Annotated in this window: 12 protein-coding genes and 2 pseudogenes; 6 read left to right on the top strand and 8 right to left on the bottom strand. The window is 45.2% G+C overall.

The window, feature by feature from the left end; all coding sequences use genetic code 11:
* From C5O23_RS08690 to C5O23_RS08655, 8 genes are all read right to left on the bottom strand, one after another.
* The gene (locus C5O23_RS08690; protein ID WP_107032553.1) at window positions 1-714 is read right to left on the bottom strand and encodes a hypothetical protein; all 714 of its coding nucleotides are present in this window, start codon (window positions 712-714) and stop codon (window positions 1-3) included.
* A complete protein-coding gene (locus C5O23_RS08685) occupies window positions 714-3,203 on the bottom strand; it encodes a TraG family conjugative transposon ATPase (protein WP_107032552.1) in 2,490 nt (829 codons plus the stop codon). Before C5O23_RS08685 ends, C5O23_RS08690 begins: the two co-directional genes overlap by 1 nt.
* Window positions 3,200-3,514 carry a DUF4133 domain-containing protein gene (locus tag C5O23_RS08680; RefSeq protein WP_107032551.1) on the bottom strand — a complete coding sequence of 105 codons (315 nt, stop codon included), beginning with the start codon at window positions 3,512-3,514 and terminating at the stop codon, window positions 3,200-3,202. Before C5O23_RS08680 ends, C5O23_RS08685 begins: the two co-directional genes overlap by 4 nt.
* Before the next feature lie 3 nt (window positions 3,515-3,517).
* Window positions 3,518-3,826, bottom strand: a complete 309-nt coding sequence (locus tag C5O23_RS08675) for a DUF4134 domain-containing protein (protein ID WP_068960688.1) — start codon at window positions 3,824-3,826, stop codon at window positions 3,518-3,520.
* A gap of 83 nt (window positions 3,827-3,909) precedes the next feature.
* On the bottom strand, window positions 3,910-4,674 hold the full coding sequence (locus C5O23_RS08670; protein WP_107032550.1) for a hypothetical protein: 765 nt from the start codon (window positions 4,672-4,674) through the stop codon (window positions 3,910-3,912).
* Window positions 4,671-4,973 (bottom strand): DUF3408 domain-containing protein, encoded by a 303-nt coding sequence (locus tag C5O23_RS08665; protein WP_107032549.1) that lies wholly within the window; start codon window positions 4,971-4,973, stop codon window positions 4,671-4,673. The genes C5O23_RS08670 and C5O23_RS08665 overlap by 4 nt, the downstream gene beginning before the upstream one ends.
* A 3-nt stretch (window positions 4,974-4,976) precedes the next feature.
* Window positions 4,977-5,360, bottom strand: coding sequence for a DUF3408 domain-containing protein (locus C5O23_RS08660; RefSeq protein ID WP_107032548.1), 384 nt, complete (start codon window positions 5,358-5,360; stop codon window positions 4,977-4,979).
* 9 nt (window positions 5,361-5,369) lie between these two features.
* Window positions 5,370-6,125: a ParA family protein gene (locus tag C5O23_RS08655; RefSeq protein WP_107032547.1), complete on the bottom strand. Its 756-nt coding sequence runs from the start codon at window positions 6,123-6,125 to the stop codon at window positions 5,370-5,372.
* 1,347 nt (window positions 6,126-7,472) lie between these two features.
* On the opposite strand from C5O23_RS08655, the gene mobA reads away from it, so the two are divergent.
* From mobA to C5O23_RS08620, 6 genes and pseudogenes are all read left to right on the top strand, one after another.
* Window positions 7,473-7,898: a conjugal transfer protein MobA gene (mobA, locus tag C5O23_RS08650; RefSeq protein ID WP_107032546.1), complete on the top strand. Its 426-nt coding sequence runs from the start codon at window positions 7,473-7,475 to the stop codon at window positions 7,896-7,898.
* Window positions 7,899-8,571: 673 nt separating this feature from the next.
* Window positions 8,572-10,380: a reverse transcriptase/maturase family protein gene (locus C5O23_RS08640; RefSeq protein WP_068960681.1), complete on the top strand. Its 1,809-nt coding sequence runs from the start codon at window positions 8,572-8,574 to the stop codon at window positions 10,378-10,380.
* Window positions 10,381-10,461: 81 nt separating this feature from the next.
* Entirely contained in the window at window positions 10,462-11,721 is a 1,260-nt protein-coding gene (mobB, locus tag C5O23_RS08635) for a conjugal transfer protein MobB (RefSeq protein ID WP_107032545.1), read from the top strand.
* A gap of 15 nt (window positions 11,722-11,736) precedes the next feature.
* Window positions 11,737-12,426, top strand: a pseudogene (locus C5O23_RS08630) (YWFCY domain-containing protein); the annotation flags it as partial.
* Window positions 12,427-12,990: 564 nt separating this feature from the next.
* Complete coding sequence (locus C5O23_RS08625; protein ID WP_107032543.1) at window positions 12,991-14,802, top strand: reverse transcriptase domain-containing protein; 1,812 nt, start codon at window positions 12,991-12,993, stop codon at window positions 14,800-14,802.
* Window positions 14,803-14,917: 115 nt separating this feature from the next.
* A pseudogene (locus C5O23_RS08620) lies at window positions 14,918-16,225 on the top strand (TraM recognition domain-containing protein); the annotation flags it as partial.
* Window positions 16,226-16,247 lie beyond the last annotated feature (22 nt).

Raw genomic sequence — 16,247 nt, 5'->3', positions numbered from 1 at the left:
TCAGACGGAAGTTATAGTTTTTATTCTTTCACGAGTGTCATCATCGAGAGAAAGCCTCTCAACACTCACAAAAGCCTCATTCTTAAACACATTATCGTGGCTATCACGTTTAAGCCATACACCCAGTCGGGGAATGAAGATACGGTTGGTGTTCCTGTCAAAATGAAATATAAACCCAAAACTTCCATTGGCATAAAAGCGGTTATGTTCCGATTCCTCACTCAAAAGGTATTTACCGTCTATGAGATGGTCGTTGACTCCATTCACACTCATTATGTAGGTTCCCCCATCTGAGTAAATATCGACTGTAATTATGCGGGACGTATTTGTCCAAATTCCTGTCAATTCCGAAATTCTGTCGATGTCCATCACAGGACTGTTATCGGGGGTAAGCTGTTCTTTAACATTCTCTTCTACCATCTTTTCAACCATAGGCTGAACGAGCTTCAAAATCTCCTCTGTCTGGCTTCGGTTCGCACTCTTGATTGCAGACTCGATTGTATTTTCAAGGCGTTCAAAGCCGGAATCAATCCAGTTTTTGATGCAATCGGCGCAGAGCGACATATTACTGATGGTTTTCTTGAAAAGTAGTTTCAGGCCTTTGCAAACCAGCACAAGGCCGTAAATTGCCAATGTTACGCCACCTATAAAAAGAATTGAAGTGGCGAGTATGGAAAAAAGTGGTTCAAATAATTCTAAAAGTTCTGTAAACATTATTCGTTAGCTAATCTTTTTATTGCGGCTTCTATATCGCCGCCGAGTTTCTGTGCCATTTCCAGCACCCTTATCTTCTCCGTTTCCTCAGTGGTATAGCAGAGATATTCCTCTTTGCTTACCTCCGTGGCATAAACCGCTGACTGGGTTCCTCCAAGTCCAATCCACACCTCTTTATATAGGCGGTTTGGATTGTTCGCCATGTTGATACTCAGTATTTGGGCTTTCTCCTTATCCGTCAGGCCTAACAGTTCCTGAATCTGGTCGAAGCGGTTCATATATTTACGCTGGTCAAGAAGTATCTTACAGTCCGAGTTGTTGATGATGGTTTCCTTGACAATCGGCGACGAAATGATGTCGTCAACTTCCTGTGTGACAACCACTGCCTCACCAAAATACTTACGGACGGTCTTGTAGAGGTACTTCATGTACTCAGCCATATTCGCCGAGGATAGAGCCTTCCAAGCCTCCTCGCAGATAAGGACTTTGCGTACTCCCTTCAGGCGGCGCATCTTGTTTATGAAAGCCTCCATGATGATGATTGTCACCACCGGGAACAATTCTCTATTATCCTTGATCGAATCAATCTCGAAGACAACAAACCGCTTGTTGAGCAGGTCTATATTGGCTTTGGAGTTGAGCAGAAAGTCGAAGCGTCCACCGTGATAATACTGCCGTAGCGTGGTCAGGAAGTTGTCAATGTCGAAGTCCTGTTTGTAGATGGGTATCGGGCGATTAGCCATTTCCGCACGATAGTCATCACGCATAAACTCATAGAATGAGTTGAAACATGGAACAATGTCACGGTCTTTTGCCATCTTATCGAGGAACATAGACAATGCAGAGCCAAGCTCGCCGGATTCAGTCTTTGTCACTCTGTCATCCTCCGATTTCCAGAGCGTCAGCAGCAGCGTCTTGATAGAGTCTTTCTTCTCCACATCAAACACTCCGTCGTCGGTATAAAACGGATTAAAAGAGATGGGGTTATCCTCCGTATATGTGAAATATACGCCATCTTCACCGTGAGTCCTGTTTCGTATCAGGTTGCTCAGACCTTCGTAGGAATTACCCGTATCAATCAGAAGTATATGCGCGCCCTGTTCGTAATATTGCCTGACAAAGTGATTGGTAAAGAAAGACTTTCCACTACCGGATGGACCAAGTATGAACTTGTTACGGTTGGTGGTTATGCCACGCTTCATAGGCTCGTCGGAAATATCCAAATGGATAGGTTTGCCCGTGAGTCGGTCAACCATCTTTATTCCGAATGGGGAGAGAGAAGAACGATAGTTGGTTTCGGCTGTGAAGAAGCACACCGCAGGTTCGATGAACGTGTAAAAAGACTCCTCCGCCGGGAAGTCAGCCTCATTGCCGGGTATCGCCGCCCAGAACAGTGTCGGGCAGTCGATAGTATTGTGCCGGGGCATACAACCCATTGTAGCCAACTGACCGCCAACATCATTTTTGACTCTCCTCAATTCCTCAGCATCATCGCTCCAAGCCATTATGTTGCAATGGCAGCGCACGGAAATCAGTCCGTAACTGTGTGCCTCATTGAGATACTGGTCAATCCATTCTTTGTTGATGGCGTTGCTTCGGCTGTACTTCGACAGGGAGTTCATGTTGCGTGCCGTCTTTTCAAACCGCGTCAGGTTCTCGTCAGGATCATCAATCAACAGATACTGGTTGTAGATATGGTTGCATGGCAACAATAATCCGACCGGAGAAGCGAAACTCAAACGACAATCGGATCTATCCGTGGAGAGTCGTTCATATCGGTTGTCGGTGCTAACCTTTGCGGGCAAGTCCTCAGTGTCTGAGAGCGTATGGAGGCAGAGCATCTTGTCGCCGATTCTCATCTCCTTTGCAGATAGGTCAATATCCTCCAAGCACGTTATATCGTCCATCGACAGCGACATATATTTCTCAATCAGCCCCGATGATGTTTCCGTTCCGATAAGGTCTTCATCATTAAGTCTATGGAGCTTGATATAGCCGGTATCATTCATAATTCGCTCGAATTGCTCAACGCTTTCCATAAATTTCACAACCATTTCGTGATTCAAATCCTTTGGCATTATACGTCCACGACAGAGGGTTGAGAAGTTTGACTGCTGGCGCATACGCTCCTTTGTAGTCTTCGTCAGGAAGAGGTAGCATTTGTGGGCGAGATATGGACGTTCATTGAAGTGGCGTTCAAATGAACGGTCAAGAAATGACAAATCCTCTTTTTGAAGTTCCGGCTTATACTTCTCACTGACAAACCAATCCTGCTTATGTACGACAGTGTAATGTGGCAACACCTTGATTGCCTTGCACCAAGCGGAGTGCATCGCTTCGTATTCAGCGGAGGTTACGGTGAAAAGTTCCGGGAGGCTCACCTCAAAGGCCACGGTTACATCCGCGTCCTTTGAGATGATGCAGCCATGCTCGACCGCCAACAGCGGCAGCTTTGACTCCAATGTTGTAGCTTTCAGTATATTCCTCATGTTTTATGTTTTATCAATCGGGTTATGCGCAGACGGTTGATGATATATCGTGGTCGATACTTGACCGAGGTCAGTTTCATCAGACCGTACTGGCCATATTTGGCATTGAGATGGAATGTGAGCCAGACAAGAAAGGACGCACCTGTCGCACCGAAGCCCATGCAGACCCATTGGGAGATTCCGGCGATATACATGATGACGAATACCACGAACATGGCAAGCAATCCTCCTGCGAAGACGAATAGGTATTGCGCTTTCAAACCTTTGTACTCAACCGACCGACCAATGCCCTTATTGATTGAGTATTCCATTGGTTAGAGGAAGAATGAGCGGAGGATTGTGGCGGCCACAATCAGGAAGATACAGGCCCCGAACCATGAGGCGGCAGTCTTGCTCGTATCGGGGTCGCCACTCGACCATTTGGAGTAAACCTTGATGCCACCGATAAGACCGACAACAGCACCGATTGCGTACACCAGTTTCGTTCCCGGATCAAAATAGGAGGTGACCATTGAAGTGGCTTCATTGATGCCACTCAGACCGTTGCCGGCGGCGAACATCTGGATTGCGGCCGTCAGAAGAAGCATTGCGGCAATAGGACGGCGGCGATGGGGTGCGTTCATAAACGCGACGGTTCTTTCATAGAATTTCTTGAAAAAATTAGACATGAATTAAATTATAGATAGGTTTGCCTTGCGGCCAAGTGTCAATGATAGACATTGAAATCAATTGCATCAATGTCTGAGGTGTCGATGTCAGCGTGGAAAAGGATCTTTTTGGGTTTAGTTTGCTGTTCCACTGTTTCATCCTCATCCATTGTTGACGTAGTGGGTTGTTCATTTGATTCTTCATCTTTCTTTGGCAGATGAAGTTCGATAAGCATAATCCGCTTTTTTATGACGGGATCGAGAGAAATTTCCTCCTTAATGATAGTGCCCTCCAATTCTTGAAGCGTGCGTTGGGCAATCACCAAATCCTCCGGATTGTCTGACTTTTCTTTTAGGACATTCATGGTTGTGTTGATGTCATTGAAGTCTATTCCATCAGCACGGGGTTCTGTCGGTTCCGGAGTTTCCCCCGTAATGTCGGCAACAGTCTTGTTTGAGAAAACCTCATCCAGTTTTTCAACAGGAACAACGCCGGTATTTTCCTTGATTGGAGGTTCCGGCAATCCTGCATCGGCATAACTGCCGTACTCCTCAATTATCAAGGGGACGACCTCCTTTACAACCTCTTCCACAATCTTCTTATATGTGTCAGGGTCATATTTGCTTTCTCCTACAACTGCGGCGACTTTTTCATCAAGAGAATTATTCGTATCGGGTATGTATTTTTTTTCAGCCGTTTCCTCCGATACATTATTCTCTGCTATGTCCGAAGGTTCACTTGTCTTCTTTGTGTCCTTTGACAACAGCATTTTGGCAAGGAAGATATTGCTTGCCAGCAAAGCTAATACTAAAAATACTGTCATAGGAACAGCTCCTCACGGCTATCTTCAAATATGCGCTTCATTAAATCCGCATTCTTTGCAAAGTGGTCGAGGACGATGGCTGTAAGATACCCACCGATTGTCGCTCCTGTCTGAGCGTTTGCTGCAACCATCAGCGAAAGCACTCTGTGGACCTCCGCCGTGACATGAACTTTGACATGGGTCGGGCAGTTTGAGCGGGTAAGATATTTGCTAACGTATGCTACCTGTTCAGGGTCTGCCGTTTTTAACTCCGCCTCGACAATGTCGGGCGAGACTTTGATTGTTACTTTATGTGACATATTCTATTGTCGTTTATTTATGAAGTTTTCATACTGCCGAAAATGCTCGGCAAGCACGTTGTTGATATAGGCTTTGGTAGAACATACCGGTCCTGTTTCGTAAGACAGCACACGCTTGATTTTCCGGATAAAGTCGGGATGGATGTCAACCATAAGATATTTGCATAAAGGGCGCATGTGTTCCATATTCCTTACAAAAGTATCCAGATATTCATCTTCTTCCGGTAAAGGTTGCGATTGCACTTTCCTACGTTTGGAGTCCGAAGGTCTGGTCGGTGTTTCTGCTTTATTCTCATTCTCTTTCTTCACGGTTGACTGGGAGGACTCCTCGCGGAAACTGCGGATGAACTCATCGGGATCTACATCCGATTCATATACCTTCGACATGGCTCAGGCTTAGTCTTTGAGGATTTTGAGAATCTCATCCGCAAGTTCAGTGAGACGTGTGCCTTTAAGCAGCGTCTTGTCCGGAGGCATGACCGTGGAGCGAAAAACCGCCCTTTCAAGGGTTTCTGAACCCTCACGGCGATACTTTTTTGTATCCGGTACTTTTGTCCGAAGTGTTGCCAGTCCCAACTCTTCAAATAACTTCTCATAGCGGTCGTATAAGTCAGTTTTCTCACGGGCATCCATCATATTCCAGAGCATATAAAGCCCTTTAATCTGAGAGCGGCCTGTCGTGAGCCATTCCTGTAATTTGAGAGCGAAGGCGAGCGAGCTTTCAAGGACAACATTGTCGGCGGCGATGGGAACGACCACCATATCCATGCAGTTCACCACATTCACTACGCCACGGTTGTTGACCGTTCCGGGCAAGTCGAAGAATACGATGTCAACATCTTCGCCTTCCTCGATCAATTCCCTGACTTTCTTCATAGCCTCTTCAGGAGGACATACAAGAACAGGGAAAGGCTTGAGCTTTGTACGGAGCAGGGTGTCGGAGAAGGTCTTTTTGAATGCCGGACTTAATTCCAGCAACATCTTCTCCCTTTCACGCATATCGTTTATGCTGTACTGCGGATAGTCGCAGTCAACCACGATAATTTTCAAGCCCATGCAGTAGTAAAGGTAACTTGCCATCGTTACTGTAAGGGTTGTTTTGCCCGCTCCACCTTTCTGAGTGGAGAAAGCCACGAATTTGGGTTCTTTCATTCATGTTTTTTGTTGATGTTCAGACACAAAGCGAGCCTGAGGCGCAAGTTCCGATTATCAATCCGGGTAATTGTTAACCGTCCCTTTCGTCTGTGTCTCAGTTGATAATAAAAAGTGGGGATGCCTTACTTCTGACTTTCAATGGCCCCTGACGTGCAGTCCCGCTTGGTAACTGTTTTGAACTCTGCGGTTACCATTTTGTCGTCATCGTGTCAGCTGTGAGTTGTTTTTTTGTTCGCATTTCAGATTCAGGAGCGGGCCGTCGCTGTTCCTATATCCATTCTCTTGAACGCACGGATGTTTCCATCGGCTGGAATGCTCTGCAAAATTACAACCCACAAGTTCCGTATTCCAAATTTTCAGATAGCTCAACCGCATAAAGTCATGTTTTGGTCGCGTTTTTCCGCTTGTTGTTGACTCCGCTGATGAGCGGCTGAAAATAGTTTTGGGTATTCCTTTAATTGCTCACGATGGACATCTGCCCATTGGGAATTGAGGAATTGTGTACCCGAGGAACTTAGTAATATATAGTTCAATAAATAGATTTATCGGAGGACAAATCAATGTATCAATCTACATTCCGAATTTTCGATTGACCGATATTTAATTAGTTAGATCTAACGATTAAATATTCTATTGACTTAACAATAAGCAGTTCCAAAGGTAGATAGTATGAACTGTATGGTAGTCGGCAAAATAATCTAATTGTTGAACTATCCGTTTTATATATGGTCAGGCGATTGTCGGATAAATTATTCAAAAGATATAACTGACGGTCGAAGAATCGTTCCGAAGATTAGTATATTGAACGTCTTGGAAGTCGGTCTGTCAATCGAACACGTTGCAAAGTTACTGCCTGAGTTATTGGATTTCCAAATATTTGCATAGCTCGACCGCATAAAGTACCCTTATTTCCGCTTATTTCCGCCTATGAGGAAGCCTCGGATTCATTGCATATTTGAAGGTTTTGGTGAGGTGGCAACAACTTGATTGATCTCTGTTTTCAAAAAAGTGCTTCCAAGAGGGTCTAAAATTTGCATTTGGGGGTCTCCATGTCGTATCTTTGTAAGAGCAATAGCGCATGACGCAGCCGAAAATCAGGCAGGAGCGAATGAAAAACACGGATTCTGATATACATCAATCCAAAATCCACTTCCTTATATTATATCGGATGTTCACAAGAACATAGCAAGGTGTCTTTACAGGGTCTGTAAAGGTTTTGGGGAACCGGGTACCCACAAAACGACCTTGCTATTCAAGGTAAATGCTCCGAAGTCGCATTTACCTTGAATAGACCTGCCGTCGGCTACAAAAAACGCCATACGTCACTTTCAACCCCGTTCTGTTATGGCAGAAAATTTCAATAAAGGTGGCCGACCTCCGGTCGCCAACAAGTGCTGCAACTGCGTTAAAGTCCGTTTTGATGACCTCGAATATGACAAACTTATCCGCATGATGGAGCTTGCCGGGGAAAGCGTCAAGGCTACTTTCATCAAGGGACTGGTCTTTGGAAAGACTTTCAAGGTGCATAAAATTGACAAGACAATGCTCGATTATCTCACCAAACTTTCAGCCCTGTTTGCCGAATACCGCAATATCGGCGTCAACTACAACATTGTGGTGAGGGAACTCAAAGCAGGATTCTCCGAGAAAAAGGCAATGACATTGCTCTACCGTCTTGAAAAAGAAACGAAGGAACTGGCGGCTGTCACCGCCAAAGTCCTTGCACTTACTGAGGATATGCGCAACCAATGGTCGCAAAAATCTCAGTAGGCAGCAGTCTGTACGGCGCACTCTCATACAACGGAGAGAGTGCGTCCGTAATGGTCGCATAACAAATACCTCTTTGGCAAGAGGTTAGATAAGTGTTCCAAATAACATATTGGGGTAAAATCACCCCAACAAACAGTTGTTAACAACCAAATAACAAAGTTTAACTATGTTATATTATCTATTCCCATCCGACTTACCCTGCGGAGAAATCCTTAGGGGGAACATAGCACTTCGGAGAAGCGGCAAGTCAACTAACTACCATGTTGCGACTGAGCTGCAAGGGAAAAAGACTGACATAAGGATGAAGCCTGAATGGTTGAACGATAATCTATCGGTATCAGTTGTGACGGTGGCGGAAGGTAGCTATTTACGCCATCCCGTGGCACCGTGTCTATCTTCTCGCGTTGACACGGCTGGAACTTACCACGGCGAGACCGCAATAAGCGGAGAAAAAGGTGAAAGTCGCATCCGACAGTCAGTCGTGCCAATAGTTGTTATGCGTGCTAAACGGAGATTGCCTAAATCGGAATGCCGCAAGGCTATGGACTTCGGTTCTGAATATCCGACATGGCAACGGAGCGTCCATAGTAGTCCGAGCAGGGTAACGCCCTGTACATGGCAAAGGGACGCAGTTGGTATCTTCAATGTAATCAACGGATAACGTGAGAGACGTATGAGAAATCCAGAGATAATATTGAACACTCTATGCTCACACAGTAGCGATGCTGACTACAAGTATGAGCGGCTTTACCGATTGTTCTTCAACGAAGAACTGTTTATGGTAGCGTATGAGCGCATAAAATCCAAGCCTGGCAACATGACACCCGGCTCGGACGGAAAGACCATAGATGGAATGTCGCTGGAGAGAATCAACGCTCTTATCTCTTCGCTAAAAGATGAGAGTTACATTCCTAACCCTGCAAAGAGGGTCTATATTCCTAAGAAAAACGGAAAACTCCGACCTCTCGGCATACCTACAATCGAAGATAAACTGGTGCAAGAGGTGGCAAGGATGATTTTGGAAGCTATCTATGAGGGATACTTTGAGGATACCTCACATGGCTTCAGACCATCCCGAAGCTGCCACACCGCACTGAACAGTCTTCAGAAACGGTTCACGGGTAGCAGGTGGTTTATCGAAGGGGACATAAAAGGCTTCTTCGACAACATTGACCACTCTGTACTTGTGGACATACTCCGTAAGCGTATTGCCGACGAGCGGTTTATCCGTCTGATATGGAAATTTCTCCGTGCAGGTTATCTTGAGATTTGGCACTATCACAACACCTATTCGGGAGCACCGCAAGGTGGTATTGTGAGCCCTATTCTCGCCAATATTTACCTCGACCAATTCGATAAATACATGGCAGAATACGCTGAAAATTTCAAGAAAGGGAATAAACGTAAGGTAAATCCCGAATACGACAGTCTTAACAAGAAACTCGCGAAAGTGCGCAAGAAATGGAAATCCGAAACAGATGAGACGGTGAAAGCCTGCTTGTTTGAACGGATTAAGGAATTGCAGGCAAAATGTCTTTCAGTACCCGCAGGGCTACAGATGGATGCGAACTATCGCAGACTTCAATATGTCAGATATGCGGATGACTTCTTGATTGGGGTCATCGGGTCGAAAGCCGACAGCGAAAGTATAAAGGCAGACATCACACAATATATGAGTGAAAAACTGCTCCTTGAACTATCCGCTGAAAAGACCTTGATAACCCATGCGTCAGAGAACGCAAAATTTCTTGGCTTTGACATCACCGTCCAAACATTGGATGATACAAAAAGAAACAAGCGAGGTGTCATCCAACGTATGTTTGTAGGTGTAGTCAAAGTAAATCTATCGTCCGAAACTGTCAGAAAGAAACTGATTGAACTCGGAGCGGTAAAATTTACCCAAGAAAAAGGCAAAGAAGTTTGGAAACCGAAAGCAAGAACCCCGATGATAGGAATGAAACCACATGAAATGGTCGCTCAATATGACCTTGAAATCAGAGGTTTCTACAACTATTACGGTTTTGCCAACAACTCCTCCGAAGCCTGCGCAGGTTTTGGCTACATAATGTCGTATAGCCTTTACAAGACACTTGCTCAGAAACTTAACAGTACTGTGCAGGGCATCCTTGCCAAATATAAAAAAGACAAGGTGTTCACAGTGTCTTATAAAGACGAGAAAGGGAAAGACCGAACTCGTACACTATACAACGGAGGTTTCAAAAGACGAAAACCGTCAGAATTCGATTTCTGTGACCGTCTCCCATGCACAATGTATCTTCCAAAAGCCACCCTTGCGGATAGGCTAAGGTCTTGCATATGTGAAGTCTGTGGGACCAAGGGACCTCTCATTATGCACCATGTTCGCACATTAAAGACAGTTAATGGCGATACCCCTTGGGGGCGACAGATGCTGTATCGGCACCGTAAAACGGTAGCCGTATGTGCGGAGTGTTATGCCAAAATCAAAGAAAGTGAGCGTTAGAGTATATACCAATGGAGAGCCGGATACGCTGAAAGGTGTAAGTCCGGTTCGGGGGCAGACTCGGGGAAACCTACCGCAGAAATGCGGCAAGGCGCCCCGGTGTCGAGCCTACAAATCAACAAAGAGGAGGGTCGTGTACTCTCTACTAACAAGATTTATGTGCCACCTGACGGAAAAATCGGCATTCCGGAAATGGTGGAGGATTTCAAAAACTACATGCCGAAGACCGGACGCACCAAGAAGCCGGTTCTCCATATCTCCCTTAATCCACATCCAGATGATGTGCTGTCGGATTCCGACCTCGCCAACATTGCCAGCGAGTATCTCGACAAACTCGGCTTTGGTGAGCAGCCCTACATAATCTATAAGCACACCGACATTGAACGACACCATATCCATATAGTGACGGTCAATGTCAATGAACAGGGGAAAAGGCTCAATATGGATTTCATCCATCGGCGAAGCAAGAAGGCAACTACCGAAATTGAGGAGAAATACAATCTCCATAAGGCAGAGCGTCAGCGTCTGGATCCGGACACTCCATTAAGGAGAGTTGACTACAATGCAGGTGATGTCAAACGACAGGTTGCCAATAATGTCAAGCTCATAATGAGCCGTTACTCATTCCGGACAATGGGAGAATACAACGCTGTGTTGTCGCTCTATGGCTTGACCTCCGAGGAAACCAATGGCAGAGTCAATGGCAGGGAGTATCATGGCATCGTTTATTCTGTACTGGATGAAAACGGCAGAAAGATTGGTAACCCGTTCAAGGCTTCACGCCTCGGCAAGTTCACCAGCCTTAATGCTGTCCACGAGAAAATCAACCGTTCCGAGCAGAAGATAACTCCTGAGACAGTGGCAAAGACAAGAAGGCGAGTTGCTCAGGCACTGAATGAATCTCACAGTAAGGAAGAATTTATTGCTGCACTGAAAGAGCGTAACATCGACCTTGTATTGAGATACACTGAAGATGGACGAATCTATGGCGCAACATTCATAGACCATGATACACATCCCGTACTGAATGGCTCTCGCCTTGGCAGGGAATATGCCGCCAATGCTCTTAATGAACGATTCTCCGGAGATAATGAGGTCAGCCGGACTCCTGATATTGTTGAATCGACAAATCCGGATAATGACACAAATCAATCACAGGAGCAGCAGACATCAACCAACACGGCTCCTACTCAACAGCATCAGGATAGCGGTAACGACTATGATTACTCTCTCCCCGGTCTGGATCTGTTTCAGCTCAGTCCGACAGTTGACGCTGATGAGGAGGATTTCAAACGCCGCATGAAGCGGAAGAAGAAGCGCGGTCAACGACCGAAATTCTAAATATTGTATATAAAAATGTCTCAGCAAGAGGACGACCTGCGGGCATTAGCTAAAATTATGGATTTAATCCGTGGTCTTAGCATCCTCGTTGTGGTCACACAAATCTACTGGTACTGCCATAACCTTATCGGCGATTGGGTATTCCATGCCCAGACAATGAAAATCCTTAATGGACTTAATGAAGCCGGAGGTCTATACAACAACCTATGGAATGCCAAATGGTGGGCCCTTCTATTGTTGGCTCTCTCTTGTTTCGGAACAAAAGGTGTCAAGAATGAGAAAATCAAGTGGAAGCAAATTTGGATAATCATTGGCATTGGCGGTGTCCTGTTCCTTTTCAACTGGTGGATGATGAGTTTAGGTTGGCAAATTACTTACATCGTGACCACAGTTGCCGGCTATGTTTGCCTCCTTTTGGGAGGAATATGGATGAGTCGTATGCTCAAAAATAACATGATGGACGACCGTTTCAACGATGAGAATGAATCATTCCAGCAGGAAACACGCCTGCTTACGAATGACTATTCCATCAACCTTCCCACAAAATTCTACTACAAAAAACGGTGGAACGAGGGGTGGATAAACATTGTCAATCCATTCAGAGCGACAATCGTTCTCGGCACTCCCGGTTCCGGTAAGTCATACGCTGTTGTCAACAACTTCATCAAACAGATGATCGAGAAAGGGTACTCGCTTTATGTCTATGGTGCGCCAGTCAAGGTAGTGTCTTAATCGTCCCTTTGGCAAGGATTAGGCAAGTGTTCTTTGAAAATGACCTATCATCACCGACTTATCTGTCCAACGAAAGACGGCAGGGAGTGTAGCACGTCGGTACAACTATAAGTCAGTTAGTTACCAAACTGCGACTGAATAGCGATGATAAGACAAGTATGAGGGTAAAGCCCGAATTGGTTGAATGATAATCTAAGCGGTCCGTGTAGTAGGCTATGACGTAAGGTAACTATGGAAACAACCACAAGAAGTTTCTAATCGTCATACTGCATCACTCTCTTTGCAGTCGTAGCGTAGGGAGAGCAGGAACTTGGTGCAGCGCAACTGTAATATACAGGAACAGGTGGAAGTCATACCCGACAACTTGTCAAGCCAATAGTTAAGGCACTATAAACTGGGATTGCCTAAACTGTCAGCATCCGCTGACAGCATGGTAACGGAGTCTCCGCAGTAGTCCGAGCGAGGGAAAGCCTCGTACATGGCGAAGGGAGACAGTGGAGATTTTTAATACAATTAATGAATGAAGTGTGAGACTTTATGAGAAATTCAACAAACGTATTAAACAGTCTATACAAACATTGCAAGGACTTGGATTACAAGTACGAGCGTCTGTATCGTATTCTTTACAACAAGGATATGTATGCTGTCGCGTACCAACGTATTGCCCCTAAGCAGGGTAATATGACGGCAGGCACTGACGGCAAAACCATTGACGGAATGAGCATCGAGCGCATTGACAGACTGATAGAGTCATTGAAAGATGAAAGCTATCAGCCAAAACCGTCAAGGAGGGAATATATTCCCAAGAAAAACGGTAAAATGCGTCCACTCGGTATACCATCTATAGAGGACAAACTGTTGCAGGAAGTGGTGAGGATGATTCTTGAGGCAATCTACGAGGGACAGTTTTCTGATTGTTCCCACGGCTTCAGACCTCAAAGAAGTTGCCATACCGCAATGGAACAGATTTCAAAGTCTTTCTGTGGAGCCAAATGGTATATCGAGGGCGATATTAAAGGATTTTTTGACAACATTAATCACGATGTCATGATTAAAATCCTTGAAAAACGCATTGGCGACTGCCGTTTCATCCGATTAATCCGTAAATTTCTCAACGCAGGTTACATTGAGGATTGGCAATACTTCAAATCTTATGACGGAACACCGCAGGGTGGAATCATAAGCCCGATACTTGCTAACATATATCTTGACCAGCTTGACAAATATATGGAGGAGTATGCCTCAAAATTCGACAAAGGTGTACGCAAGGAGGTGAGCAAACTATACAGACACTACCAACGTAAGAAAGGACGTGCAAAAGTAGCTCTTAAGAAAGCCAAGACCGCAGAGGAACGAAACGAGGCTCTTCGCCTCGTCAAGATGTATGACAGTCTCATGATGGTGACTCCTGCGAAAAACGAGGGAGACACCAATTACAAACGATTGAAATACGTTAGATACGCAGATGATTTCCTATGTGGCGTGATAGGCTCTCGTGAGGATGCAATCAAGATTAAAGCGGACATAAAAGAATACCTTGAATCCAAATTAAGATTGGAATTATCCGAAGAGAAGACCCTTGTCACCTACTCAAATAATCCTGCGAAGTTTCTCGGCTTTGAAATCCGAAACAGAAAATGTGCGGAAACACGCAGAGACACACTCGGTAGAAAGAAAAGGTCTCGGAATAAAACGGTTGAGATTCGTATCCCTAAAGATACGGTCAAGAAAAAGCTTCTCGATTATGACGTTGTGGAAATAAAGAAACACAACGGTAAAGAAATCTGGAAGCCGAAAGCAAGACCCGAACTCAACTTTAACGATGACCTTGAAATTCTTCAAAGATACAATTCTGAAATAAGGGGTTTCTACAACTATTTCGGAATTGGTGTCAACTGCGCCAAGCAGATGAACAATTTCGGATACATTATGGAATACAGCATGTATAAGACTTTTGCCGCAAAATATCGTAGCAAGGTTACAAAGATATGTCGCAAATACAAGAAAGACGGCATTTTCACCGTGAGCTACCAAGGCAAGAAAGGAAATACTATCGAAGCTAAATTCTATAATGGTGGCTTCAAAAGGCTAAAGCCATCAAAGGACAGTAGAATTTCAACTCTGCCGAACTTCATAATGCACACAAGCACCACAAGCCTGATGGACAGGCTTAAAGCACAAAAGTGTGAATTATGCGGGGCAACCGACAGACTCGAAATGCATCATGTAAGAAAACTCAAAGGACTCAAAGGAAAAGAGCCTTGGGAAAGAATGATGATTGCACGTAGAAGAAAAACGATTGCACTGTGCAGTAGTTGTCATAAGAAAGTTCACAATGGCAAGGCATAGACTGAATATCAAAACGGAGAGCCGGATACGCTGGAAGGTGTACGTCCGGTTCGGAGGCGAGTATTTGGAAACCGGTCATGATTGCATGGCACGGCGCTGGGTGCTTAGCCTACATTTCAAGAGTCCCGACCTCAGTACCATTGCATTTAACCATCTGTTGAACCACCTTGACAAATACGTAGATGTGGAACCGAAATTCTATATGATAAATTTCGATGATCCGGAGCGCAGCCACCGTTGTAACCCCATTCACCCTGATTTCATGTCGGATATTGCCGATGCCTATGAGAGCGCATATACCATAATGCTCAACCTTAATAAGTCGTGGGTGCAAAAGCAGGGTGACTTCTTTGTTGAATCTCCGATTGTATTGTTTGCGGCTATCATCTGGTTTCTGCGAATCTATAAGGGTGGACGGTATTGCACATTTCCCCATGCCATCGAGTTTCTTTGCCGCAGGTATGAGGATATTTTTCCGATACTCACCAGTTATCCGGACTTGGAAAATTACCTATCGCCATTCATGGATGCTTGGCTTGGAGGGGCGGCGGAGCAGCTTGCAGGTCAGATTGCCTCAGCAAAAATACCCCTCTCGCGTATGATTTCGCCACAGCTCTATTGGGTAATGACCGGCAATGACTTCACTCTTGACATCAACAACCCAAAAGAGCCGAAGATTCTATGCGTTGGCAACAATCCTGACCGTCAGAATATCTATGGCGCGGCCCTCGGACTTTACAATTCGAGAATCGTGAAACTAATCAATAAGAAAGGGATGTTGAAGTCCGGTGTCATAATAGATGAGCTTCCCACGATATACTTTAAGGGCTTGGATAACCTAATTGCCACGGCCCGAAGCAATAAGGTTGCCGTGTGTCTCGGTTTTCAGGATTTCTCACAGTTGGAACGTGACTATGGAAAGCCGGAGGCGGCGGTCGTTATGAATACCGTTGGCAATATCTTCTCCGGGCAGGTGGTAGGTTCGACCGCCAAAACTTTGTCTGAACGCTTTGGTAAGGTGTTGCAGAAGCGGCAGTCAATATCAATCAACCGTCAGGATGTAAGCCACTCATTCAACACTCAGATGGACTCGCTTATTCCACCGAGCAAGATTTCCACATTGACACAAGGAATATTCGTCGGAGCGGTTTCCGACAACATCGACCAACGCATTGACCAGAAGATTTTTCACGCAGAGATTGTCGTGGACAGTAAAAAAGTCGATGCCGAAATGAAAAAATATGTGCCGATTCCAATCCTTACCGATTTCAAAGATGCCTCGGAGGATAAGCACAAGATGAAAGCCGACATTCAGGCGAACTACGACCAAATCAAGCAGGACGTGCGGGATATAGTTGACAATGAGATTGCCCGCATAGCCGCAGACCCGAAATTGCGACACCTTCTCCAACAGAAGGGTTGAAAACATCAATCAAAGTTTATTG

The sequence above is a fragment of the Duncaniella muris genome (assembly GCF_003024805.1).
GTDB lineage: Bacteria > Bacteroidota > Bacteroidia > Bacteroidales > Muribaculaceae > Duncaniella > Duncaniella muris.
This window is presented reverse-complemented; position numbering and strand designations above follow the sequence as displayed.

What these genes read in the sequence shown, in the direction of transcription:
- C5O23_RS08665 (WP_107032549.1), bottom strand. Translation starts at nt 4,973, where the DNA reads ATGTCACATAAAGTAACAATCAAAGTCTCGCCCGACATTGTCGAGGCG.
- C5O23_RS08680 (WP_107032551.1), bottom strand. Translation starts at nt 3,514, where the DNA reads ATGGAATACTCAATCAATAAGGGCATTGGTCGGTCGGTTGAGTACAAA.
- C5O23_RS08675 (WP_068960688.1), bottom strand. Translation starts at nt 3,826, where the DNA reads ATGAACGCACCCCATCGCCGCCGTCCTATTGCCGCAATGCTTCTTCTG.
- C5O23_RS08625 (WP_107032543.1), top strand. Translation starts at nt 12,991, where the DNA reads ATGAGAAATTCAACAAACGTATTAAACAGTCTATACAAACATTGCAAG.
- mobA (WP_107032546.1), top strand. Translation starts at nt 7,473, where the DNA reads ATGGCAGAAAATTTCAATAAAGGTGGCCGACCTCCGGTCGCCAACAAG.
- C5O23_RS08640 (WP_068960681.1), top strand. Translation starts at nt 8,572, where the DNA reads ATGAGAAATCCAGAGATAATATTGAACACTCTATGCTCACACAGTAGC.
- mobB (WP_107032545.1), top strand. Translation starts at nt 10,462, where the DNA reads ATGCGGCAAGGCGCCCCGGTGTCGAGCCTACAAATCAACAAAGAGGAG.
- C5O23_RS08660 (WP_107032548.1), bottom strand. Translation starts at nt 5,360, where the DNA reads ATGTCGAAGGTATATGAATCGGATGTAGATCCCGATGAGTTCATCCGC.
- C5O23_RS08655 (WP_107032547.1), bottom strand. Translation starts at nt 6,125, where the DNA reads ATGAAAGAACCCAAATTCGTGGCTTTCTCCACTCAGAAAGGTGGAGCG.
- C5O23_RS08690 (WP_107032553.1), bottom strand. Translation starts at nt 714, where the DNA reads ATGTTTACAGAACTTTTAGAATTATTTGAACCACTTTTTTCCATACTC.
- C5O23_RS08685 (WP_107032552.1), bottom strand. Translation starts at nt 3,203, where the DNA reads ATGAGGAATATACTGAAAGCTACAACATTGGAGTCAAAGCTGCCGCTG.
- C5O23_RS08670 (WP_107032550.1), bottom strand. Translation starts at nt 4,674, where the DNA reads ATGACAGTATTTTTAGTATTAGCTTTGCTGGCAAGCAATATCTTCCTT.